The organism is Microbacterium trichothecenolyticum (assembly GCF_000956465.1).
In the GTDB taxonomy this organism is placed as follows: Bacteria; Actinomycetota; Actinomycetes; order Actinomycetales; family Microbacteriaceae; genus Microbacterium; species Microbacterium trichothecenolyticum.
This window is the reverse complement of record NZ_JYJA01000036.1, coordinates 165,169-183,070: the sequence shown is the minus strand read 5'-3', so window position 1 is coordinate 183,070 and position 17,902 is coordinate 165,169. Positions and strand designations below refer to the sequence as shown.

The following is a 17,902-nucleotide window of genomic DNA, read 5'->3' as shown; positions in this document are numbered from 1 at the left end:
GTCAAGTTTAGGCTGAGGGGGTGATCATCCTCGCGGCGACCCCGATCGGAAACCTCGGGGACGCGTCCCGCCGGCTGGTCGAGGCCCTTGAGGAGGCGACCATCGTCGCCGCGGAGGACACCCGAACGACCCAGCGTCTGCTGGCCGCGCTCGGCATCGCGAACCGGCCACGGCTCATCGCGCTGCACGACCACAACGAGAAGGAGCGGGCGCCAGAGCTCGTGGAGCTCGCGCGCGAGCAGGACGTGCTCGTGCTGAGCGATGCCGGAATGCCCACCGTGAGCGACCCCGGCTACGGCCTCGTCGCGGCGGCCGCAGCGGCCGGCGTGGACGTCACGGCGATCCCCGGGCCGAGCGCGGTCGTGACGGCGCTCGCCGTATCGGGGCTGCCGACCGACCGCTTCACGTTCGAGGGCTTCGTCGCCCGCAAGGCGGGGGAGCGCGGTGCGGCCTTGCGCGCGCTGAGCACCGAGACGCGCACCATGGTCTTCTTCGAAGCGCCGTCGCGCGTCGCCGCGACGCTCGCCGACATGGCGTCCGAGTTCGGTGACGATCGTCGCGGTGCCGTGTGCCGTGAGCTGACGAAGCTGCACGAGGAGGTCGCGCGCGGCACCCTCGCCGAGCTCGCCTCGTGGGCAGGGTCCGGCGTCCGGGGCGAGCTCGTGATCGTCGTCGAGGGCGCGCCCGCGCGCGGCGTCGCGTTCCCTGATGCGGTCACGCAGGTGCTCGAGCTCGTCCGCGGCGGCACGCGTCTGAAAGAGGCCGCGGCCGAAGTGTCCGGACTCACCGGACACTCCAGCCGCGAGCTCTATCAGGCCGCGCTCTCCGTCCGCGGGTAGCGACGGCGCCGCGAGGTCATCCGCGCACGGTGACGGCGAGGTCCTTGCTCGTGGCCGCGCCGGCGTCGTTCGCGAAGACGACGCGGTAGGTGTGCGTGCCGCGCGTGGCGCCGGTGACGGAGAGCGTCGCACGCTGCGCGCCCGGCGTCGCCGCGACGAGTGCACCCTCGCCGATGAGGGTGGCGCCCTCGTAGAAGCGGTAGCTCGTCGCGTTCGTGCCCCACCAGAGGTCCGCGGTCAGCGTGTAGGTGCCGTCGCCATCCTTGTCGTCGTGGCTCAGCACGGGCTTCCCAGGAGACGCGTCGGTCACCGTGACGGTCACCGGCTGCAGCGCGGTGGTGCCCTTCGAGTTCACGAGCTCGCCGGTGTAGACGTAGACGCCGTTCTTCTTCCCGGTGACCGGGATCTCGGCCGACTGCGCGCCGACGCCTCCGTACCCGAGTGCCACGGTGGCGATGCGCTCGCCGTTCTCGAACAGGCGCAGCTTCGTCGCGTTCTCGCCCCACCAGAGGTTCATGCGCACGGTGTACGCGCCGTCCTTGAGGCCGGTGTCCCACCCGTTGTCGTGCGACAGGATGCCGCGGCCCGGAGCTCTGGCGGCCGTGTCGAGCACCAGCAGCCCGTCGACGGCGCCGGCCAGGGCGGTGGTCGCTGCGTCGACGGCGGTGCGGGACGGGGCATCCGCCGACAGCACGATGTGCGCCCTCTCGATCGCCGCCTGCAGGGCGGCCGCAGTCGCGGGCGTGTGGCCGGACGTCTCGATCGCCTCGGCGTCCGCGAGTGCCGCGGCGAGGGCGGAGGTATCGACACCGGTCGGCGTGGCACGCACGAGCTCGATGTCGTCGATCGTGCCCCACGCCCCGCCGGAGAGGGTCGCGGTGACGGTGACGGTGACGCTGCCGCCCGCGGGCACGTCGATCGGTGCGCTGGTCGGCGCCGACCAGTTGCGCCACCCGTCCATCGAGAAGGGGACGAATGCCTCGCCGGACGCGCTCGAGACGATCAGGCGCACGCTGCTCGCGGCATCCTCTCCGTCGCCCTGCAGCGCGCCGCGCACGACGTACGATCCGGCGGGGACGGCGTCCACGCGCTGCGACAGGGTGAAGGAGTAGGCGTTCGCGGCCCAGAAATGCGCCGAGCGCTCACCGGTGCGCGGGTCGTCCCACGCGCCGATGGTGAGGCCGCCGCCTGTCTTCGTCCACGCGCTGCTGTCGCCCTCGAACCCGGGGCTGCGAAGCAGGTTCTTCTGCGCGACCATGAGCGTGGCCGTCGCCGCGAGGCCCGACGCGGTGACGCCGGCGATCGAATAGGTGCCGGGGCCGTCGATCCACTTCGCGGCGTCGGACCACGTGACCGGCTGCGTCTCGGACGAGCGGTCGTTGTACGACACGGTGACGGTGGCGGGGAGGGCGAGCGCATCGCCCTCGGCGACGGTGAGGTTCACGGGCGCGACCGCGGTGACCTCGCGCGGCGCGACGGCGCCGGTGCGGGCGTAGGCGAACACGTGGAGAGACTCCAGGGGCGTGCCGTCGTGCGCGAACAGCGCCTGGTTGTCCCACGCGGAGCCGCCGTACCACTGGCCGGCGTCGTCCGGATCGTACTCGCCGGCGTAGCTCGAGGCCCAGCCCGATCCGTGCGCCTCCCACAGCGCCTTGTTCGCATCGAGCGCCGAGGGCGGTCCGACGGGGAGCCACGCGGGCTCCCAGTAGAAGACGCCGATGCCCGCGGTGCCGACGTTCGCGACCGCCTGGATCACGTCGCGCACGGCGTCGGCCTGCCCCTGCACGCTGACCGGGTACTGCGTGGCCTCCGAGGGGAGGTCGATGACGTTGCCGTGGCCGTCGCCGTCCTCGAGCGTGTACGCCCACGAGGTCTCGGCCACCATGACCTTCTTGCCGTACGTGTCGGCGACGTTCTTCAGCACCGAAGTGAGGTTCGTGACGGTGCCGTGCCAGTACGGGTAGTAGCTCGAGGCGAACACGTCGTAGTCGACGCCGCGTGAAGCGAGGTTCGCCGCGTAGCCGGCGTAGCGCCCGCTGGACTCGGGGTTCGTGAAGTGCACCGCGACGAGGGCGCTCGGGAACACCGCGCGCACCGCCGCCGAGCCGGCGGAGAAGATCTGCGCCATGCCGTCCCACCCGCTGACACCGGCGACCGCGTTGTTGGTCTCGTTGCCGACCTGCACCATCTGCACGTCGACGCCCGCGATCTTGAGCTCCTCCAGCGCATCCGTCGTGAAGTCGTTCACCGCGACGGCCTTCTCGGCCAGGGTCTCGGCCGCCCAGGCCTTCGGAGCCTTCTGCTTCGCGGGGTCGGCCCAGAAGTCGGAGTAGTGGAAGTCGACGAGCACACCGAGTCCGGCGTCCGTCGCCCGCTTCCCGATCTGGACGGCGTGCGCGACGTCGTTGTCACCGCCGCCGTAGCCGTTGCCGGCGGCGTCGAACGGATCGTTCCACACGCGTACGCGGACGTCGGTGACGCCGGCGTCGGCGAGGACGTCGAACAGGTCGGCGGGCTGCCCGGCCGCGTCGCGGAAGACGACACCGGACTCCTCGAGCGCGATCGCCGACGACACGTCGACGCCGCTGATGAAATCAGCCGCGAGGTTCTCGACCTTCGGGACGGTGATGCCGGCCTCGACGGGGCCGTCGTCCGCGGCGGCGGGGGATGCCGCGAGCCCGGTGATGACCAGGGCGAGGGATGCCGCGACCGCCGCGAGGCGCGCGGAACGAGGGTGGTGAGACACGTGGGTTCTCCGATCGACGTTGATCTGGGGGCGGCTGAGGATCAGCCCTTGACGGACCCCGCGGTGAGGCCGCCGACGATGTAGCGCTGCAGCGACAGGAACAGGACGAGCACGGGGATCGCGGCGATCACCGCACCGGCGGCGAACAGACCCCAGTTGGAGGCGAGCTGGTTCGAGACCCACTGGTACATGCCGACCGCGAGGGTCCAGTTGTCCTCCGAGACGAGCACGATCTTGGCGATGATGTAGTCGCCGAACGCCGCGATGAAGGCGAGAAGTGCCACGACCGCGAGGATCGGCGTCACGAGCGGGAAGATCAGCCGCCAGAAGATCTGGGCGTGGGATGCGCCGTCGATCTTGGCGGACTCGTCGATCTCGATCGGCACGGTGTTGAAGAAGCCGTACATGAGGAACGTGTTCACGCCGAGCGCGCCGCCGAGGTACACGCAGATGAGCGCGATCTTGGAGTTGAGGCCGAGTGCCGGCACGACCTCGCCGAGACCCAGCAGCATCAGGAAGATCGCGACGAACGCGAGCGCCTGCGGGAACATCTGGATGATGAGGAGTCCGGTGAGCCCCGCTCGGCGGCCCGAGAACCGGAAGCGCGAGAACGCGTACGCGGCCGCGGCGCCCATCAGCACGGCGCCGACCGAGGCGATGCCGCCGATGAGGAGGGTGTTGCCCGCCCACGTCCAGAAGCTCGTCTCGCCGAGGGCGGCGTAGTTCGACAGGTCGACGACGCTGAAGAGGGCGTTGCTGGCGGCGAGCGTGCCGTTCGGGTTGAGGGACGCCGACAGCACGTACACGAGCGGGAAGATCGCGTAGAAGATCACGACGACGGCGAGCAGGTACTTCCAGCCGACCTCGAGCAGCCAGCGGCGTCGGCGTGCGCTGCGGCGGTCGCGAGGGGCGCCGGGTGCGCGGGTGGTCGGTCCCGTGGCGACATCGGTGGCGGTGGACATCACTGGAACTCCTCGAGCTTGCGGGTCTGACGGAACGCGATCGCCGAGATGCCCCCGACGACGGCGAACACGAGGATCGACAGGGCGCTCGCGAGGCCGTAGTCCGCGGCACCGCCAGACACACCGGAGATGTCGTAGATGGCGGAGATCAGGATGTCGGTGGCCCCGAGCGCGTACGGGGCACCGGGGATCGCCGGGCCGCCGTTGTTGAACATGTAGATGACGGTGAAGTTGTTGAAGCTGAACGCGAACGAGGAGATCAGCAGGGGCGCGGTGGCCACGAGCACGAGCGGGAGGATGATCGAGCGCAGCTGCCGTGATCGGCCGGCGCCGTCGAGGGATGCCGCCTCGAGGGTGTCTTGCGGGAGCGCCTGCAGCGCGCCGGTGCACACGAGGAAGTAGTACGGGTACGTGAGCCACAGGTTCACCCACACGACGGCCGCGCGGGCGAGCCATGGGTCCCCGAGCCAGTTGATGTTCGCGCCGAAGAAGAACAGGTCGTTGATCACGCCGAACTCGGCGTTGAACATGCCGCGGAACAGCAGCGCCGACATGAACGCGGGGAAGGCGTAGGGGAGGATGTACAGCGTCCTGAGGAACCGGCGGCCCTTGAGGCGCGCGTCGTTGTAGATGAGGGCGAGCAGGAGGCCGAGCGCGAAGGGCAGCACGACCGACAACGTCGCGAAGACGAACGTCCAGACGGTGACGGAGAGCAGCGTCTGTGCGAGAGCGGGGTCGGTGAACAGCCGGAAGAAGTTGTCGAACCCGACGTTGACGTACCAGCCCGTGGGGAGAGCCGAGCCGTCCTCGGCGACGAACAGTCCCTCGTCGTTCGCGGTGTAGACGGTGCCGGTGGTGGTGTCGGTGATGGTCTGGGCCCCGGCATCCCATACCAGCGTCGATTCGTAGACGGCGCCCGAAGAGCCGTCACGCGTGCGGATCGAGCCGTCGTTGGGGTCTTCGGAGACCGGCACGCGCAGGCTCGCGATCTGCTCCTGCAGGGCGGCGTCGGTGATGACCGTGGCGCGCGGCACGACTTCCCAGCCCGGGACCTCCGTGGGGGACCCGGCGCTGCCGACCTCGGCGCCGCGGGCGTCCTCGAGCGGCTGCTCGGCGGAGCCGACGAGCACGTCGCCGTCCTCGTCGACGATCGCGAAGCCGACCTCGCCGACGCGCTCGACGACCGAGAGCGGATAGGTGGGGGAGTCCTCGATGCGACGCTCGCCCTGGATGAGCGCGGCCTCGACCGCCTGCTCCTGGGTGCCGGCGTGACCGGTGCCGTAGTTGGTGAAGGCGATGTACGCGGTGTAGCCGAAGATGAAGACCTGGAAGACGAGCAGGAAGGCCAGGCCCGGCAGCAGGTACTTGAGCGGCAGCGCGCGCTTGGTGAAGTAGACGACGTCGGCGGCGAGGAGCAGCACGAGCGTCGCCGAGAACACGACCCACGACTCGACGCGGAATGCGCTCAGCAGCGTCATCACGCCGAAGGCGTTCACGAGGGCCATCAGGGCGAGCTTCGCGAGGAAGCCCCAGCCGGGGCCGCGCCAGCGGCGGGCGTGCGATTCGGGCGGCGGCGTCTGTGCCGGCGCCTGGGGGAGGGTGGGGGCGTCCACCGTCATGCGTCTGCTCCTGTCACGGGGCCTCATCGCCGGGCGTGAGGGGGATCGGGTCGATCCGGGAAGAGGTTGGGATCCGGGAGGCGGGGAGAGGCACTCACCCGCCTCCCGGAGCATGTCGGCCACCGTGTCGGTGGCCGGGTTCAGCCGGCCGGGATCAGCCCTCGACCGCGGCCTGGACGTCGGCGACCATCGTGTTCCACGTCGACACGGGGTCGGCGCCGCTGATGATCTGCGACTGCGCGGCGTTCCAGAGATCCCACACCGAGCCCATCTCGGGGATGCTCGGCATCGGGACGCCGTTCTGCGCCGACGCGAGGAAGCCCGCGATGATCGGGTCGGACGAGACCTCGGTGGCCAGCGTCGACCACGCCGGGATGCGGGGGTCGGCCTCGTAAAGGGCGCGCTGCGCCTCCTCGGTGCCGAGGTAGTTCACGAGGAACTCCTGCGCGAGCAGCGCGTTCTTCGACTGCGAGCTGAGGTAGAAGCCCTGCACGCCCACGAACGGGGCAGCCGTCTCGCCGCCCGCCGAGGGGATCGGGTTCACGGCGATGTTCTTCACGTCGGTGTACGCGCTGATCGCCCACGGACCCTGGATCGTGTAGGGCGCCTTGCCGCTGTTGAACAGCTCGTTGTTGATGTCGTAGTCGACGGTGGTCGAGATGTAGCCGGTGCCCGAGGTGCCGTTGGCGCCGAGCCAGGTCGCGAACGCCTCGCCCGCGGCGCCGCCCATGCCGACCTCGGTGGTGTACGAGCCCGACGCGTCCTGCACGAAGACGGGGGCGGCGAACGACGTCTGGAAGCCGTACATCGTGTAGCCGTCGCCGGTCTCGCCGGCGGTGTTGATGACGAACGGACGCTCGGCGCCGGACGCCAGGCCCTTCTGGATCATGTCGTCCCACGACGTGGGGGCCTCGGCGCCCACGAGGTCGACGTTCTGCACGAGCGCGATCGTCTCGAGCGAGTAGGGGAGCGCGTACAGCTGACCGTCGTAGGTCATGGCCTCGAGGGCGACGGGCTCGAACTCCGACGCCTTGTCGCCGAGGTCGATCGTGTCGACGACACCGGCGGCGACGAGCGCGCCCAGCCAGTCGTGCGCGCCCACGGTGATGTCGGGGCCCTCGCCGGTCGGCACCTGCGCGATGAAGTCGTTGCGGAGGTCCTCGAAGTTCTTCTTGACGATCTTGACGGTGGCGCCGGTCTCCTCCTCGAAGGCCTTGGCCGCGTCCTTGACCGCCGTCTGGCGCTCCTCGTCGGTCCAGACGACGAGCTCGGCGCTGCTGTCGGCCGCGTCGTCGGCGTTGTCGGACGAGCCTCCGCCGGCGCAGCCGGCGAGGACGACCGCTGCCGTGAGCGCCAGCGCTCCGAGTGCGATCTGCTTTCGCATGGTTTCCCTTTCGGTGATGTGGTGTTGCAGGGTTCGGGTGGGTCAGGGGGTGTGCGGCGTGCGGACGACCGCGACGCCGCCGGCGGGCACGAGGAGTTCGCCGTCGACGTCCGCGCCGGTGAGGAGCTCGACACCGGATGCCGCGAGGGAGGCGTCGTCGTCGCGGTGGTTGATCGCGATCGCGTAGTCCGCGTCGTCGCCGCGGCGGACGACGACCTCGAGGCCTTCGGGGTGGCCCGAGGGGGCGACGCCGGCGTCGGCGTACACGTCGGACATGACGGTGCCGAGGCTCGCGGCATCCAATCGCGTGCTGATGTACCAGCCGTGCCCGGTGCCGTGCGCGTGACGCGTGATCGCCGCCTTGCCGGCGCCGGGACCGTCGACGTACGTCGCCTTGACCTCGGCACCGTGCAGGACGAGGTCCTCCTGCCAGGCATCCGCGACGAGGGTGGATGTCGACCCCGACCCCGCCCACTCGACCGTGTGCCGGGCGCCCTCGCGGAGCGGAAGGAACTCCTCCACGACGACGCCGAGCGCGTCGCGCAGCGGTGCGACGAAGCCGCCCGCGTGCACGGCGTCGTTCTCGTCGACGATGGCCGAGAAGAAGGAGACCACGAGCGTGCCGCCGGCCTCGACGTAGCGGGTGAGGTTCGCGGCGTCCGCGACGCTCAGCAGGTACTGCGCCGGGGCGACCACGAGCTTGTACGCCGAGAGGTCCTGGCCGGGCAGGGCGAAGTCCACCGTGATGCCGTCGCGCCACAGGCGCTCGTAGAACGCGCGGATCTGGTCGGCGTGCGACACGTCGACCGACGGGCGCCACTCGAGGTCCTGCGCCCAGAACGACTCGAAGTCCCACAGGATGGCGACGTCCGCCGCGACCCGCGAACCGCGCACCTCTTCGAGGCGTTCCAGCGCGTCGCCGAGCTCGACGACCTCGCGCCAGACGCGAGAGGAGGTGCCGGCGTGGGGGATCATCGCCGAGTGGAACTTCTCGGCGCCCGAGCGTGACGCGCGCCACTGGAAGAAGAGGATCGCGTCGGCCCCGCGTGCGAGATGCGCCAGGGAGTTGCGGGCCATCTCACCCGGCCGCTTGGCGACGTTGCGCGGCTGCCAGTTGACCGCCGACGTGGAGTGCTCCATGAGGATCCACGGCGTGCCGCCGCCGACCGAGCGGGAGAGATCGGCCGCGATCGCGAGGCCGATCTCGCCCTCGGGGTCGGCCGCCCACAGGTAGTGGTCGTCCGAGACGATGTCGACTTCGCGGGCCCATGCCCAGAGGTCGGTGGTCCAGCTCTGGTTCGCCATGAAGTTCGTGGTGATGGGCTGCGTCGCGTGGGCGCGGATCGCGTCGCGCTCGGCGACGAAGCAGGCGCGCAGCTGCGCGTCGGTGAAGCGGGCGAAATCCAGGCGCTGTGCGGGGTTGACGACGGAGGGTGCCGCCGCCGGGGCGCCGACGTGGTCCCACTCGCCGTAGCGCTGCCCCCAGAACGAGGTGCCCCACGCCGCGTTGAGCCCGTCGAGCGTGGCGTACTTCTCGCGCAGCCAACCGCGGAAGGCACGCACCGACTGCTCGGAGTAGTCCTCGCCGACCGGCACGCCGTACTCGTTGTGGACGTGCCACATGACGACCGCGGGGTGCGAGCCGTAGCGCTCGGCGAGCGCCGACGCGATCCGCACGATCGCCTCACGGTAGGCGGGTGATGCGTGCGATGCCATGCCGCGTGCGCCGAACCCCATCGTGACGCCGTCGCGCGAGACCACCCGGGCGTCGGGGTGGTTCGCGAAGAACCACGCCGGCGGGGATGCCGTGGGCGTGCCGAGGTCGACCGAGATCCCGTTCTCGTGCAGCAGGTCGAGCAGCTCGTCGAGCCACGTGAAGTCGAAGACCCCTTCGCTCGTCTCGATGAGGGCCCAGGCGAAGATCCCGACGCTGACCAGGTTGACGCCGGCCTCGCGCATGAGGGCGACGTCCTCGTGCCACACCTCTCGCGGCCACTGCTCGGGGGTGTAGTCGCCTCCGTAGGCGATGCCCCGGATCTCGGGCCAGCGGTCGGGCGAGGTCATGGACGCTCCATCGGGTCGGTGCAGTTCGTGCTGCAGTTCGCTTCGGGCCACGTGAAGGCTGTGACCGGTCACAGTCTTACCCGGACGGATGCCTCGACGCAGGCTCGGTCCGGGAACCGTTACGTAACTGTGACCGGTCACAGTCGGCATCGTGTCTGCGCGCGATTCGCCCCGTCACGGGGGTAGAGTCGCTCGTCGTGGAGGAGACGACGTCCGTGCGACGCAAACCGACGATCCGCGATGTCGCGGCGGCCGCGGGTGTCTCGCGCGGCACCGTGTCACGGGTGATCAACGGCGGGCACTGGGTGTCGCCCGACGCGCGCGTGGCCGTCGAAGAGGCGATCCGGCGCACCGGGTACACCGCGAACCACGCGGCGCGCAGTCTCGCCACCGGGCGTGCGGGCTCGCTCGCATTCCTCTTGACCGAGCCGCAGCACCTGCTCTTCCAGGACCCGACGTTCGCGCTCCTGCTGCGCGGCGCGGCCGAGGCTCTGGCGCAGCGGTCCATGACGCTCGTGCTGCTGGTCGCCGGCACGCCGGCGGAGCGCGCCAACGTCGCCCACTTCGTGAGCGCGGGTCACGTCGACGGCGTGCTGCTCATCTCGTCGCACGAGTCCGATCCGCTGGTCGACGAGCTGCTCGAGGCGGGCGTGCCCACCGTGTGCTGCGGCATCCCGCTCGGCCATGAAGCCCAGGTGCCGACCGTCTCGGTCGATGAGATCGCCTCGGCCCGCGAGATGACGCGGTACCTCCGCGGACGGGGGCACCGGCGCATCGCGATGATCGCCGGACCCCACGACACGCCGGGTGGCAAATTCCGCCTCGTCGGATTCGAGAAGGAGATGGGGGACGACTTCGACCCCGCCCTCGTCGAGGAGGGCGACTACGGCCAGGAGTCGGGCGCGCTCGCGATGGCGCGACTGCTGGAGCGCACCCGTGACATCGACGCCGTCTTCGCCGCCAGCGACATGATGGCCGCCGGCGCCATCGCCACGCTGCGCAAGGCGGGCCTGCGCGTGCCGGAAGACATCGCCGTGGCGGGATTCGACGACTCCGGTCTCGCCGCGACGCATGAGCCGGCCCTCACGACGATGCGTCAGCCCTGGGAGCGTCTGAGCAGCGAGATGGTGTCGACGCTGCTCGAGGTGATCGGCGGCGCGCGGCCCGCGCCCATCACGCTCCCGACGACGCTGGTCGTCCGCGACAGCGCCTGAGGCGACGCGCGTCGCCGCGACCGCGTGACGCACGGCGCCCGTGAAACGCAGGGCCCGAGTGTTACGTTCGGGCGCATCGGCGGGTCCGGACGGCGGCGTCCGGTCACAGCGGCGGGCGGGGCATCCGCGCTGACTAGACTCGTCGGGTGACTTCCGGCCCCTCGTCCTTCTACATCACGACGCCGATCTACTATCCGAGCGACGTGCCCCACATCGGCCACGGCTACACCACCGTGGCGGTCGACACCCTCGCGCGCTGGCACCGCCAGGCGGGCGACGACACCTGGATGCTGACGGGCACCGACGAGCACGGCCAGAAGATGATGCGCGCCGCGTCGGCGAACAACGTGACGCCCCAGGAGTGGGTCGACAAGCTCGTCACCGAGGCGTGGTTCCCCCTGCTGAAGACGCTGGACGTCGCCAACGACGACTTCATCCGCACGACGCAGCAGCGTCACGAGGAGCGCGTGCAGCAGTTCGTGCAGGCGATCTACGACCGCGGCTACATCTACGCCGGCGAGTACGAGGCGCTGTACTGCGTGGGCTGCGAGGAGTTCAAGCCCGAGTCCGAGATCGTCGACGGCACCGGCGCGTTCGAGGGCCTCAAGGTCTGCGCCATACACTCCAAGCCCCTCGAGCTGCTGCAGGAGAAGAACTACTTCTTCAAGCTCAGCGAGTTCCAGGACAAGCTGCTCGAGCTCTACTCGACTGTCCCGGACTTCGTGCGCCCCGAATCAGCGCGCAACGAGGTCGTGTCGTTCGTGAAGAACGGGCTCAAGGACCTGTCGATCTCGCGCTCGGCCTTCGACTGGGGCATCCCGCTCCCGTGGGACGAGTCGCACGTCATCTACGTGTGGGTCGACGCGCTGCTCAACTACGCCACGGCGATCGGCTACGGCGAGGACCCCGAGGAGTTCGCCCGCCGCTGGCCGGCGTACCACATCGTCGGCAAGGACATCCTGCGCTTCCACGCCGTCATCTGGCCGGCGATGCTGATGGCTGCGGGCCTCGAGGTGCCGCGCGGCGTCTTCGCCCACGGCTGGCTGCTCGTCGGCGGCGAGAAGATGTCGAAGTCGAAGCTCACCGGCATCGCGCCGACCGAGATCACCGACGTCTTCGGCTCGGACGCCTACCGCTTCTACTTCCTGTCGGCGATCGCGTTCGGCCAGGACGGCTCGTTCTCGTGGGAGGACCTCTCCGCCCGCTACCAGGCCGAGCTCGCCAACGGCTTCGGCAACCTCGCGTCGCGCACGACCGCGATGATCGAGCGGTACTTCGAGGGTGTCGTGCCGCCGGCGGGCGCCTACACCGACGCCGACCTGCACATCCAGAAGACGGTGGCGGATGCTGCCGCCCACGCCGACGCCGCGATCGAGCGGTTCCGCATCGATGAGGCGATCCACGCGATCTGGACGATCGTCGACGCGCTCAACCTGTACATCACCGAGAACGAGCCGTGGGCGCTCGCCAAGGACGACGCCGAGCGCGAGCGCCTCGGCACGGTGCTCTACACCGCGGCCGAGGGCCTGCGCGCCCTCGCCGTCCTGCTGTCGCCGGTCATGCCCGTCTCGACGGAGAAGCTCTGGATCGCGCTCGGCGCGGCCGAGTCCATCGGGCGTCTGCAGGACCAGCCCATCCGGGATGCGGGCGCGTGGGGCGTTCTGAAGCCGGGCTCCAGCGTGAACGGCCTCGCACCGCTGTTCCCGCGCGTCGAGCAGTCGGTCTGATGGCGACACCGCCGGTCCCGTATCCCGACGCGGGGTCAGACCCGTCGCAGTACGTGCGCACCCGCGAGAAGGGATCGCGTGACGTCACGTACCCGGCGTCGCCCGAGCCCCTCGCGATTCCGGTGTACGACAACCACGCGCATCTCGAGATCGAGGACGGCGTCGGCCTGTCGCTCGACGAGCAGCTCGAGCGGGCGGGCGAGGTCGGCGTGGTCGGCGTGGTGCAGGCGGGGGGCGACATCGACTCGAGCCGCTGGTCGGCGTGGGCGGCGGCATCCCACCCCCGCGTGCTCGCGGCGGTCGCCATCCACCCGAACGAAGCACCCGCGTACCACGCCGCCGGGCGTCTGAGCGAGGCGATCGCGGTGATCGACGAGCTCGCCGCGAAGCCGCGCGTGCGGGCGATCGGCGAGACCGGGCTCGACTTCTTCCGCACCGACGAGGACGGCCGGCCCGCGCAGTTCGAGAGCTTCGAGGCGCACATCGCGCTCGCGAAGAAGCACCGGATCGCGATGCAGATCCACGATCGCGACGCGCATGACGCCGTGCTGTCCACGCTCGAGCGCGTCGGCGCCCCCGAGCGCACGGTCTTCCACTGCTTCTCGGGCGACGCCGACATGGCGCGCATCGCGGGCGAACGCGGCTACTGGCTCTCGTTCGCCGGCAACGTCACCTTCAACAATGCGCAGAACCTCCGCGACGCGCTCGCGGTGATCCCGCGCGAGCGGATCCTGGTCGAGACGGATGCCCCGTTCCTCACGCCGACCCCGCATCGCGGCCGCCCGAACGCGCCGTACCTGATCCCGGTGACGGTGCGCTTCATGGCCGCCGAGCTCGGCGTCGACCTCGACGAGCTGTGCGCGCAGATCGCGGCGAACACGCTCGAGGTCTACGGAGCGTTCGAGGACTGACCGGAACCGGGGGACATCGTGGACGACGAGCTGTGGGACCTGACGGATGCGGCCGGCGCACCGATCGGCCGGACCCACCGCCGCGGCGATCCCGCGTTCCCCGAAGGGCTGTTCCACATCGTGGCGTCGGTGTGCGTGGTGCGCGGCGACGGGCTCGTGCTGCTCACCCGGCGTGCCCAGGGCAAGGACTGGGGCCTCACGTGGGAGTTCCCGGCAGGGAGCGCGCTGACGGGGGAGACCAGCGAGCAGGCTGCCGTGCGCGAACTGCACGAGGAGACCGGCGTGCAGGTCCGGGCCGCGGACCTGCGGCTCGTCGGCCGCCTCACCGAGCGGACCGCGTTGTTCGATTTCTACGTCGCGCACGTGGCCGGCGACCCGGTCCTGGCGCTCGACCCGGACGAGGTGTGCGAGAGCTTCTGGGCCCCGCTCGCGGAGGCGATGCGCCGTGGCACGGCCGGCGAGATGGCGGGGCCGTGGACTCGCCGACTCGCCCACTTCGGAGACCGTCTGGCTGAGCTCGTGACCGCTCCGCGCGGCTAGGGCGGGCGCTGCTCAGTCGATCAGCGGCATCCCGCCGGCGCCGGGTTCGTCCTCGCCGGCGACCTCCTCTGCGTCATCCGCATCGAGCACCGGCTTCGCGGCCGCGATGTGCGAGATCGAGCGCCATACGAGCAGCAGCGTGATGAGCGAGCCGCCGAAGGCGAACCACCACGGCGCGGTGAGTCCCCACACCTGGGCCAGGATGCCACCGATGAACTGCCCGATCACGAGGCCGCCGAAGACGCCGACCATGTTCACCGAGGCGATGCGGCCCTGCAGCTGCATCGGCACGAGGCGCTGGCGGACGGTCGTCGAGATGGTGCCCCACACGAACGCATACAGGCCGAAGCCGAACATGATGGCGAAGGCCACAGCGGGCGAGGTGGTGAGGGCGAACGAGAGGTGCATGAGCACCTCGAGCGACAGGCAGATCCGCATGAGCGTCGCGAACGACACGTGCTTCTCGAGCCAGCCGAAGCTGAAGATCGCGATGATGCCGCCGAGGGCGGCCGCAGTCGTGAGGGCGCCGTACCCGACCGGTCCCATTCCCAGGTGCTCCGTGGCGTAGAGCACGAGCACACCCCAGGGGGCGGCCCAGGTGACGTTGAACACCAGGATGATGATGACGAGCGTGCGCACCGGTGCGTTGTGGCGCAGCCACTGCAGTCCCTCGCGGATGGCGTGCGCCTTGGTCCCGCGCTCCGAGTCCGGGTGTTCGGGCACCGGCGTGCGCGCGATCCGGGCGATGAGCAGCACCGCGAGCGCCACGCACAGCACCTGCAGCACGAACGGCCAGAACGAGCCCACGGCGAAGAGGAAGGCCCCGAGCGGAGGCCCGGCGAGCTGGTTCGCGACGAGGTAGCCGGCCTGCATGCGGGCATTCCCGATGCCGAGGTCGGCCGGCTTCACGAGCATCGGCAGCAGCGTGCTGCCGGCGGAATCGGCGAAGACCTCGGCGGTGCCGTAGAGGAACGCCACGGCCAGCACCAGCCACACGGTGGCCTGTCCGCTGACGAGGAACGCCACGAGCACAGCCACGATCACCGCGCGCAGCCCGTTCGCCAGCATCACGAGCCGGCGCCGGTCGTGGTGGTCGGCGACGGCGCCCGCGAGGAGGCCGAAGAGGAGCCACGGCAGGAACTGCATCATGGCGCCGGCCGCCACGAGGACCGGCGACGACGTGAGCGACGCGATCAGCAGCGGCGCGGCCGCGAGCGCGATGCCGTCGCCGAGGTTGCTGGTCCACGACGACGCGAGCAGCCACCGGAAGTCCGTTCCGAGGCGCCGCGGTGCGATCAGTTCCCCGAGCGAAGGCATCCCGCCATCCTATGAGGGGCCGCGGACGCCCGAGGTACGCGCGGCGCTCGGCATCCGACCCGCGTCTCGCGCGCGGTCAGGTCGTGCTCGCGGCGCCCTTGTGCGTGAACAACGTCTCGGTCTGCTCGATGTCCATGCCCTTGGTCTCGGGCACGCGCCACGCCACGTACACGAAGGACAGCGCTGCGAACAGTGCGTACATGCCGTACGTGAGCGGCAGCGACCACGACGACATCGCGGGGAACGAGATGGTGATGAGGAAGTTCGCGATCCACTGGGCGCCGGCCGCGACGCCCAGCGCCTTGCCGCGGATGCGACTCGGGAAGATCTCGCCGAGCAGCACCCACACCAGCGGTCCCCACGAGGCGCCGAAGCCGACGACGAAGACGTTCGCGGCGACGAGGGCGATCGGCCCCCACGGCGCGGGGAGCGTGACGGCGCCCTCGGCGTCGGTCGTCGAGAACACGAACGACAGCGCCATGAGGCCCAGCGAGACTGTCATCATCACGGAGCCCGTGAGCAGGATCGGGCGCCTGCCCACGCGGTCGACGAGGAAGATGGCGATGAGTGTGACGAGCACGTTCGTGATCGACGTGACGACGCTGATCGTGAACGAATCGCTCTCGTCGAAGCCCACGGACTGCCACAGGCTCGTCGAGTAGTAGAAGATCACGTTGATGCCCACGAACTGCTGGAACACCGAGAGGATGATGCCGACCCAGACGATCCGCTGAAGCCCGAGCACCGGGCCGCGGATCGAGACGCCGGCGTTCTTGCGGTCGGTCTCGATCGCCTTCTGGAGCTCCCGGATCGACTGGTCGAGATCGGCCGGCGGGATGAGCCGCGAGAAGATCTCGCGGGCTTCGTCGGTGCGGCCCTTGGAGATGAGGTAACGGGGCGACTCGGGAACGGTGAACGACAGGATGCCGTAGACCGCAGAGGGGATCACACCGACCAGGAACATCCACCGCCACGCCTCGAGCCCGAACCACAGCACGCTGTCTGCGCCGCCCGCCGCATTCGCCAGCAGCGCGTCCGAGAGGAGCGCCGCGAAGATGCCGATCGTGATCGCCAGCTGCTGCAGCGACGCCAGACCACCGCGGACCTGACGCGGCGCGATCTCGGCGATGTACGCGGGGGCGACGACGGACGCGATGCCGATGCCCAGACCGCCGATCACGCGCCAGAACGCGAGGTCCCATGCGGAGAACGCCAGGCCGGCGCCGATCGAGCTCGCGAAGAACATGATCGCGCCGATGAACATCACCCGGAGTCGCCCCCACCGGTCCGACAGGTTGCCGGCGATGATCGCACCGACCGCGCAGCCGAGCAGCGCGATCGCGACGACGAACCCCGTGATGACGTCGTTGAGCCCGAAATCCTTCGAGATGGAGTCGACGGCGCCGTTGATCACCGACGAGTCGAAGCCGAAGAGGAATCCGCCGACGGCGGCCGCGACCGACAGGCCGATCGCCCGCCGCCCGTAGGGACTGCGGAGTGAGAACGCGTCTGCGGGGATCGATCCGGTCGAGTTCATGCTGGTCACGCTAGCGTTCGGGTCGCCCCGGCGGCAGAGGGCACGCGGTGCACAGGATCGGAGGTCTCGCCCGACACGCCGGTCTGCAGCATCCCGAACCGGTGTGTCGCCCGGAGCCTCCGACGCTGTGCGTCCCCGCACCGGACCGGAAGGCGACGTCACCGTGGGTACAGTGAACGCATGCCCGTGACTCTCCTCGGTGCGGCCGAGATCCGCGCGCTGGCCGCCGAACTCGACGTGACGCCGACCAAGAAACTCGGGCAGAACTTCGTCGTCGACGCCAACACCGTCCGCAAGATCGTGCACGTCGCCGAGGTCCGGCCGGGCGATCGCGTCGTCGAGGTGGGGCCGGGTCTCGGCTCGCTGACCCTCGCCATCCTCGAGGCCGGGGCATCCGTCACCGCCGTCGAGATCGACCACCGGCTGGCCGAGCGGCTGCCTGCCACCGCGGCCGCCCACGGGGTCGCCGACGGTGCGCTCACCGTCGTCGACGCCGACGCGCTGCGCGTCACCGAGCTGCCGGGCGACCCGACCGTGCTCGTGGCGAATCTGCCGTACAACGTCAGCGTGCCGGTGCTGCTGCACTTCCTCGAGCACTTCCCGGCGCTCGACCGCGGCGTCGTGATGGTCCAGGCCGAGGTGGGGGAGCGACTCGCCGCCCCGCCCGGGTCGAAGGTGTACGGGGCGCCGAGCGTCAAGGCGGCCTGGTACGGGCCGTGGCGTCTTGCCGGCACTGTGTCTCGTCAGGTCTTCTGGCCCGTCCCCAACGTCGACAGCGTGCTCGTCGGCTTCCATCGCGCCGTCGAGCCGCGCGGCGACGAGGAGCTGCGCAGGCGCACCTTCGCGATCGTGGATGCCGCGTTCCAGCAGCGGCGCAAGATGCTCCGGCAGGCGACGGCCGGCGTGCTCGGGGGATCGGCGGCTGCGGCATCCGTGATCCTGGAGAGCGCGGGGGTCGCGCCCACCGCCCGCGGCGAGGACCTCTCGATCGACGACTACGTGCGCATCGCGCGAGCCTCGGGAACCATGACGGAAAGCTGAA

Annotated in this window: 13 protein-coding genes; 6 read left to right on the top strand and 7 right to left on the bottom strand. The window is 70.3% G+C overall.

The features are described 5' to 3' along the window. Positions 1 to 20 precede the first annotated feature (20 nt). Positions 21 to 839: a 16S rRNA (cytidine(1402)-2'-O)-methyltransferase gene (rsmI, locus tag RS82_RS12460; protein WP_045299881.1), complete on the top strand. Its 819-nt coding sequence runs from the start codon at positions 21 to 23 to the stop codon at positions 837 to 839. 16 nt (positions 840 to 855) lie between these two features. On the opposite strand, the gene RS82_RS21955 is transcribed toward rsmI, so the two are convergent. The 5 genes from RS82_RS21955 to RS82_RS12435 form a co-directional block, all read right to left on the bottom strand. Continuing rightward, complete coding sequence (locus tag RS82_RS21955) at positions 856 to 3,585, bottom strand: glycosyl hydrolase 53 family protein (RefSeq protein ID WP_045299879.1); 2,730 nt, start codon at positions 3,583 to 3,585, stop codon at positions 856 to 858. Between the two features lie 41 nt (positions 3,586 to 3,626). Then, positions 3,627 to 4,547 (bottom strand): sugar ABC transporter permease, encoded by a 921-nt coding sequence (locus tag RS82_RS12450; RefSeq protein WP_045299877.1) that lies wholly within the window; start codon positions 4,545 to 4,547, stop codon positions 3,627 to 3,629. Further along, positions 4,547 to 6,166 (bottom strand): ABC transporter permease subunit, encoded by a 1,620-nt coding sequence (locus RS82_RS12445; RefSeq protein ID WP_045299875.1) that lies wholly within the window; start codon positions 6,164 to 6,166, stop codon positions 4,547 to 4,549. The genes RS82_RS12450 and RS82_RS12445 overlap by 1 nt, the downstream gene beginning before the upstream one ends. A gap of 154 nt (positions 6,167 to 6,320) precedes the next feature. Next, complete coding sequence (locus tag RS82_RS12440) at positions 6,321 to 7,550, bottom strand: sugar ABC transporter substrate-binding protein (RefSeq protein WP_045299873.1); 1,230 nt, start codon at positions 7,548 to 7,550, stop codon at positions 6,321 to 6,323. Between the two features lie 42 nt (positions 7,551 to 7,592). Beyond that, the gene (locus tag RS82_RS12435) at positions 7,593 to 9,614 is read right to left on the bottom strand and encodes a beta-galactosidase (RefSeq protein ID WP_045299872.1); all 2,022 of its coding nucleotides are present in this window, start codon (positions 9,612 to 9,614) and stop codon (positions 7,593 to 7,595) included. 197 nt (positions 9,615 to 9,811) lie between these two features. On the opposite strand from RS82_RS12435, the gene RS82_RS12430 reads away from it, so the two are divergent. The 4 genes from RS82_RS12430 to RS82_RS12415 all read left to right on the top strand — a co-directional run bounded on the left by RS82_RS12430 (position 9,812) and on the right by RS82_RS12415 (position 14,006). Further along, positions 9,812 to 10,828, top strand: coding sequence for a LacI family DNA-binding transcriptional regulator (locus RS82_RS12430; protein ID WP_045299870.1), 1,017 nt, complete (start codon positions 9,812 to 9,814; stop codon positions 10,826 to 10,828). A 146-nt stretch (positions 10,829 to 10,974) separates the two neighbouring features. Then, the gene (metG, locus tag RS82_RS12425; RefSeq protein ID WP_045299868.1) at positions 10,975 to 12,555 is read left to right on the top strand and encodes a methionine--tRNA ligase; all 1,581 of its coding nucleotides are present in this window, start codon (positions 10,975 to 10,977) and stop codon (positions 12,553 to 12,555) included. Beyond that, complete coding sequence (locus tag RS82_RS12420) at positions 12,555 to 13,466, top strand: TatD family hydrolase (RefSeq protein WP_045299866.1); 912 nt, start codon at positions 12,555 to 12,557, stop codon at positions 13,464 to 13,466. The genes metG and RS82_RS12420 overlap by 1 nt, the downstream gene beginning before the upstream one ends. Before the next feature lie 18 nt (positions 13,467 to 13,484). Then, a complete protein-coding gene (locus RS82_RS12415) occupies positions 13,485 to 14,006 on the top strand; it encodes an NUDIX hydrolase (protein WP_052676821.1) in 522 nt (173 codons plus the stop codon). Between the two features lie 12 nt (positions 14,007 to 14,018). Here the strand turns inward: RS82_RS12415 and RS82_RS12410 are convergent, their stop codons facing one another. Beyond that, entirely contained in the window at positions 14,019 to 15,323 is a 1,305-nt protein-coding gene (locus RS82_RS12410) for an MFS transporter (protein ID WP_045299864.1), read from the bottom strand. Between the two features lie 76 nt (positions 15,324 to 15,399). After that, entirely contained in the window at positions 15,400 to 16,860 is a 1,461-nt protein-coding gene (locus RS82_RS12405; RefSeq protein ID WP_045299862.1) for a sugar porter family MFS transporter, read from the bottom strand. A gap of 180 nt (positions 16,861 to 17,040) precedes the next feature. Between RS82_RS12405 and rsmA the strand changes: the two genes are divergently transcribed. Continuing rightward, positions 17,041 to 17,901, top strand: a complete 861-nt coding sequence (rsmA, locus tag RS82_RS12400; RefSeq protein ID WP_045299861.1) for a 16S rRNA (adenine(1518)-N(6)/adenine(1519)-N(6))-dimethyltransferase RsmA — start codon at positions 17,041 to 17,043, stop codon at positions 17,899 to 17,901. Position 17,902: the final 1 nt, after the last annotated feature.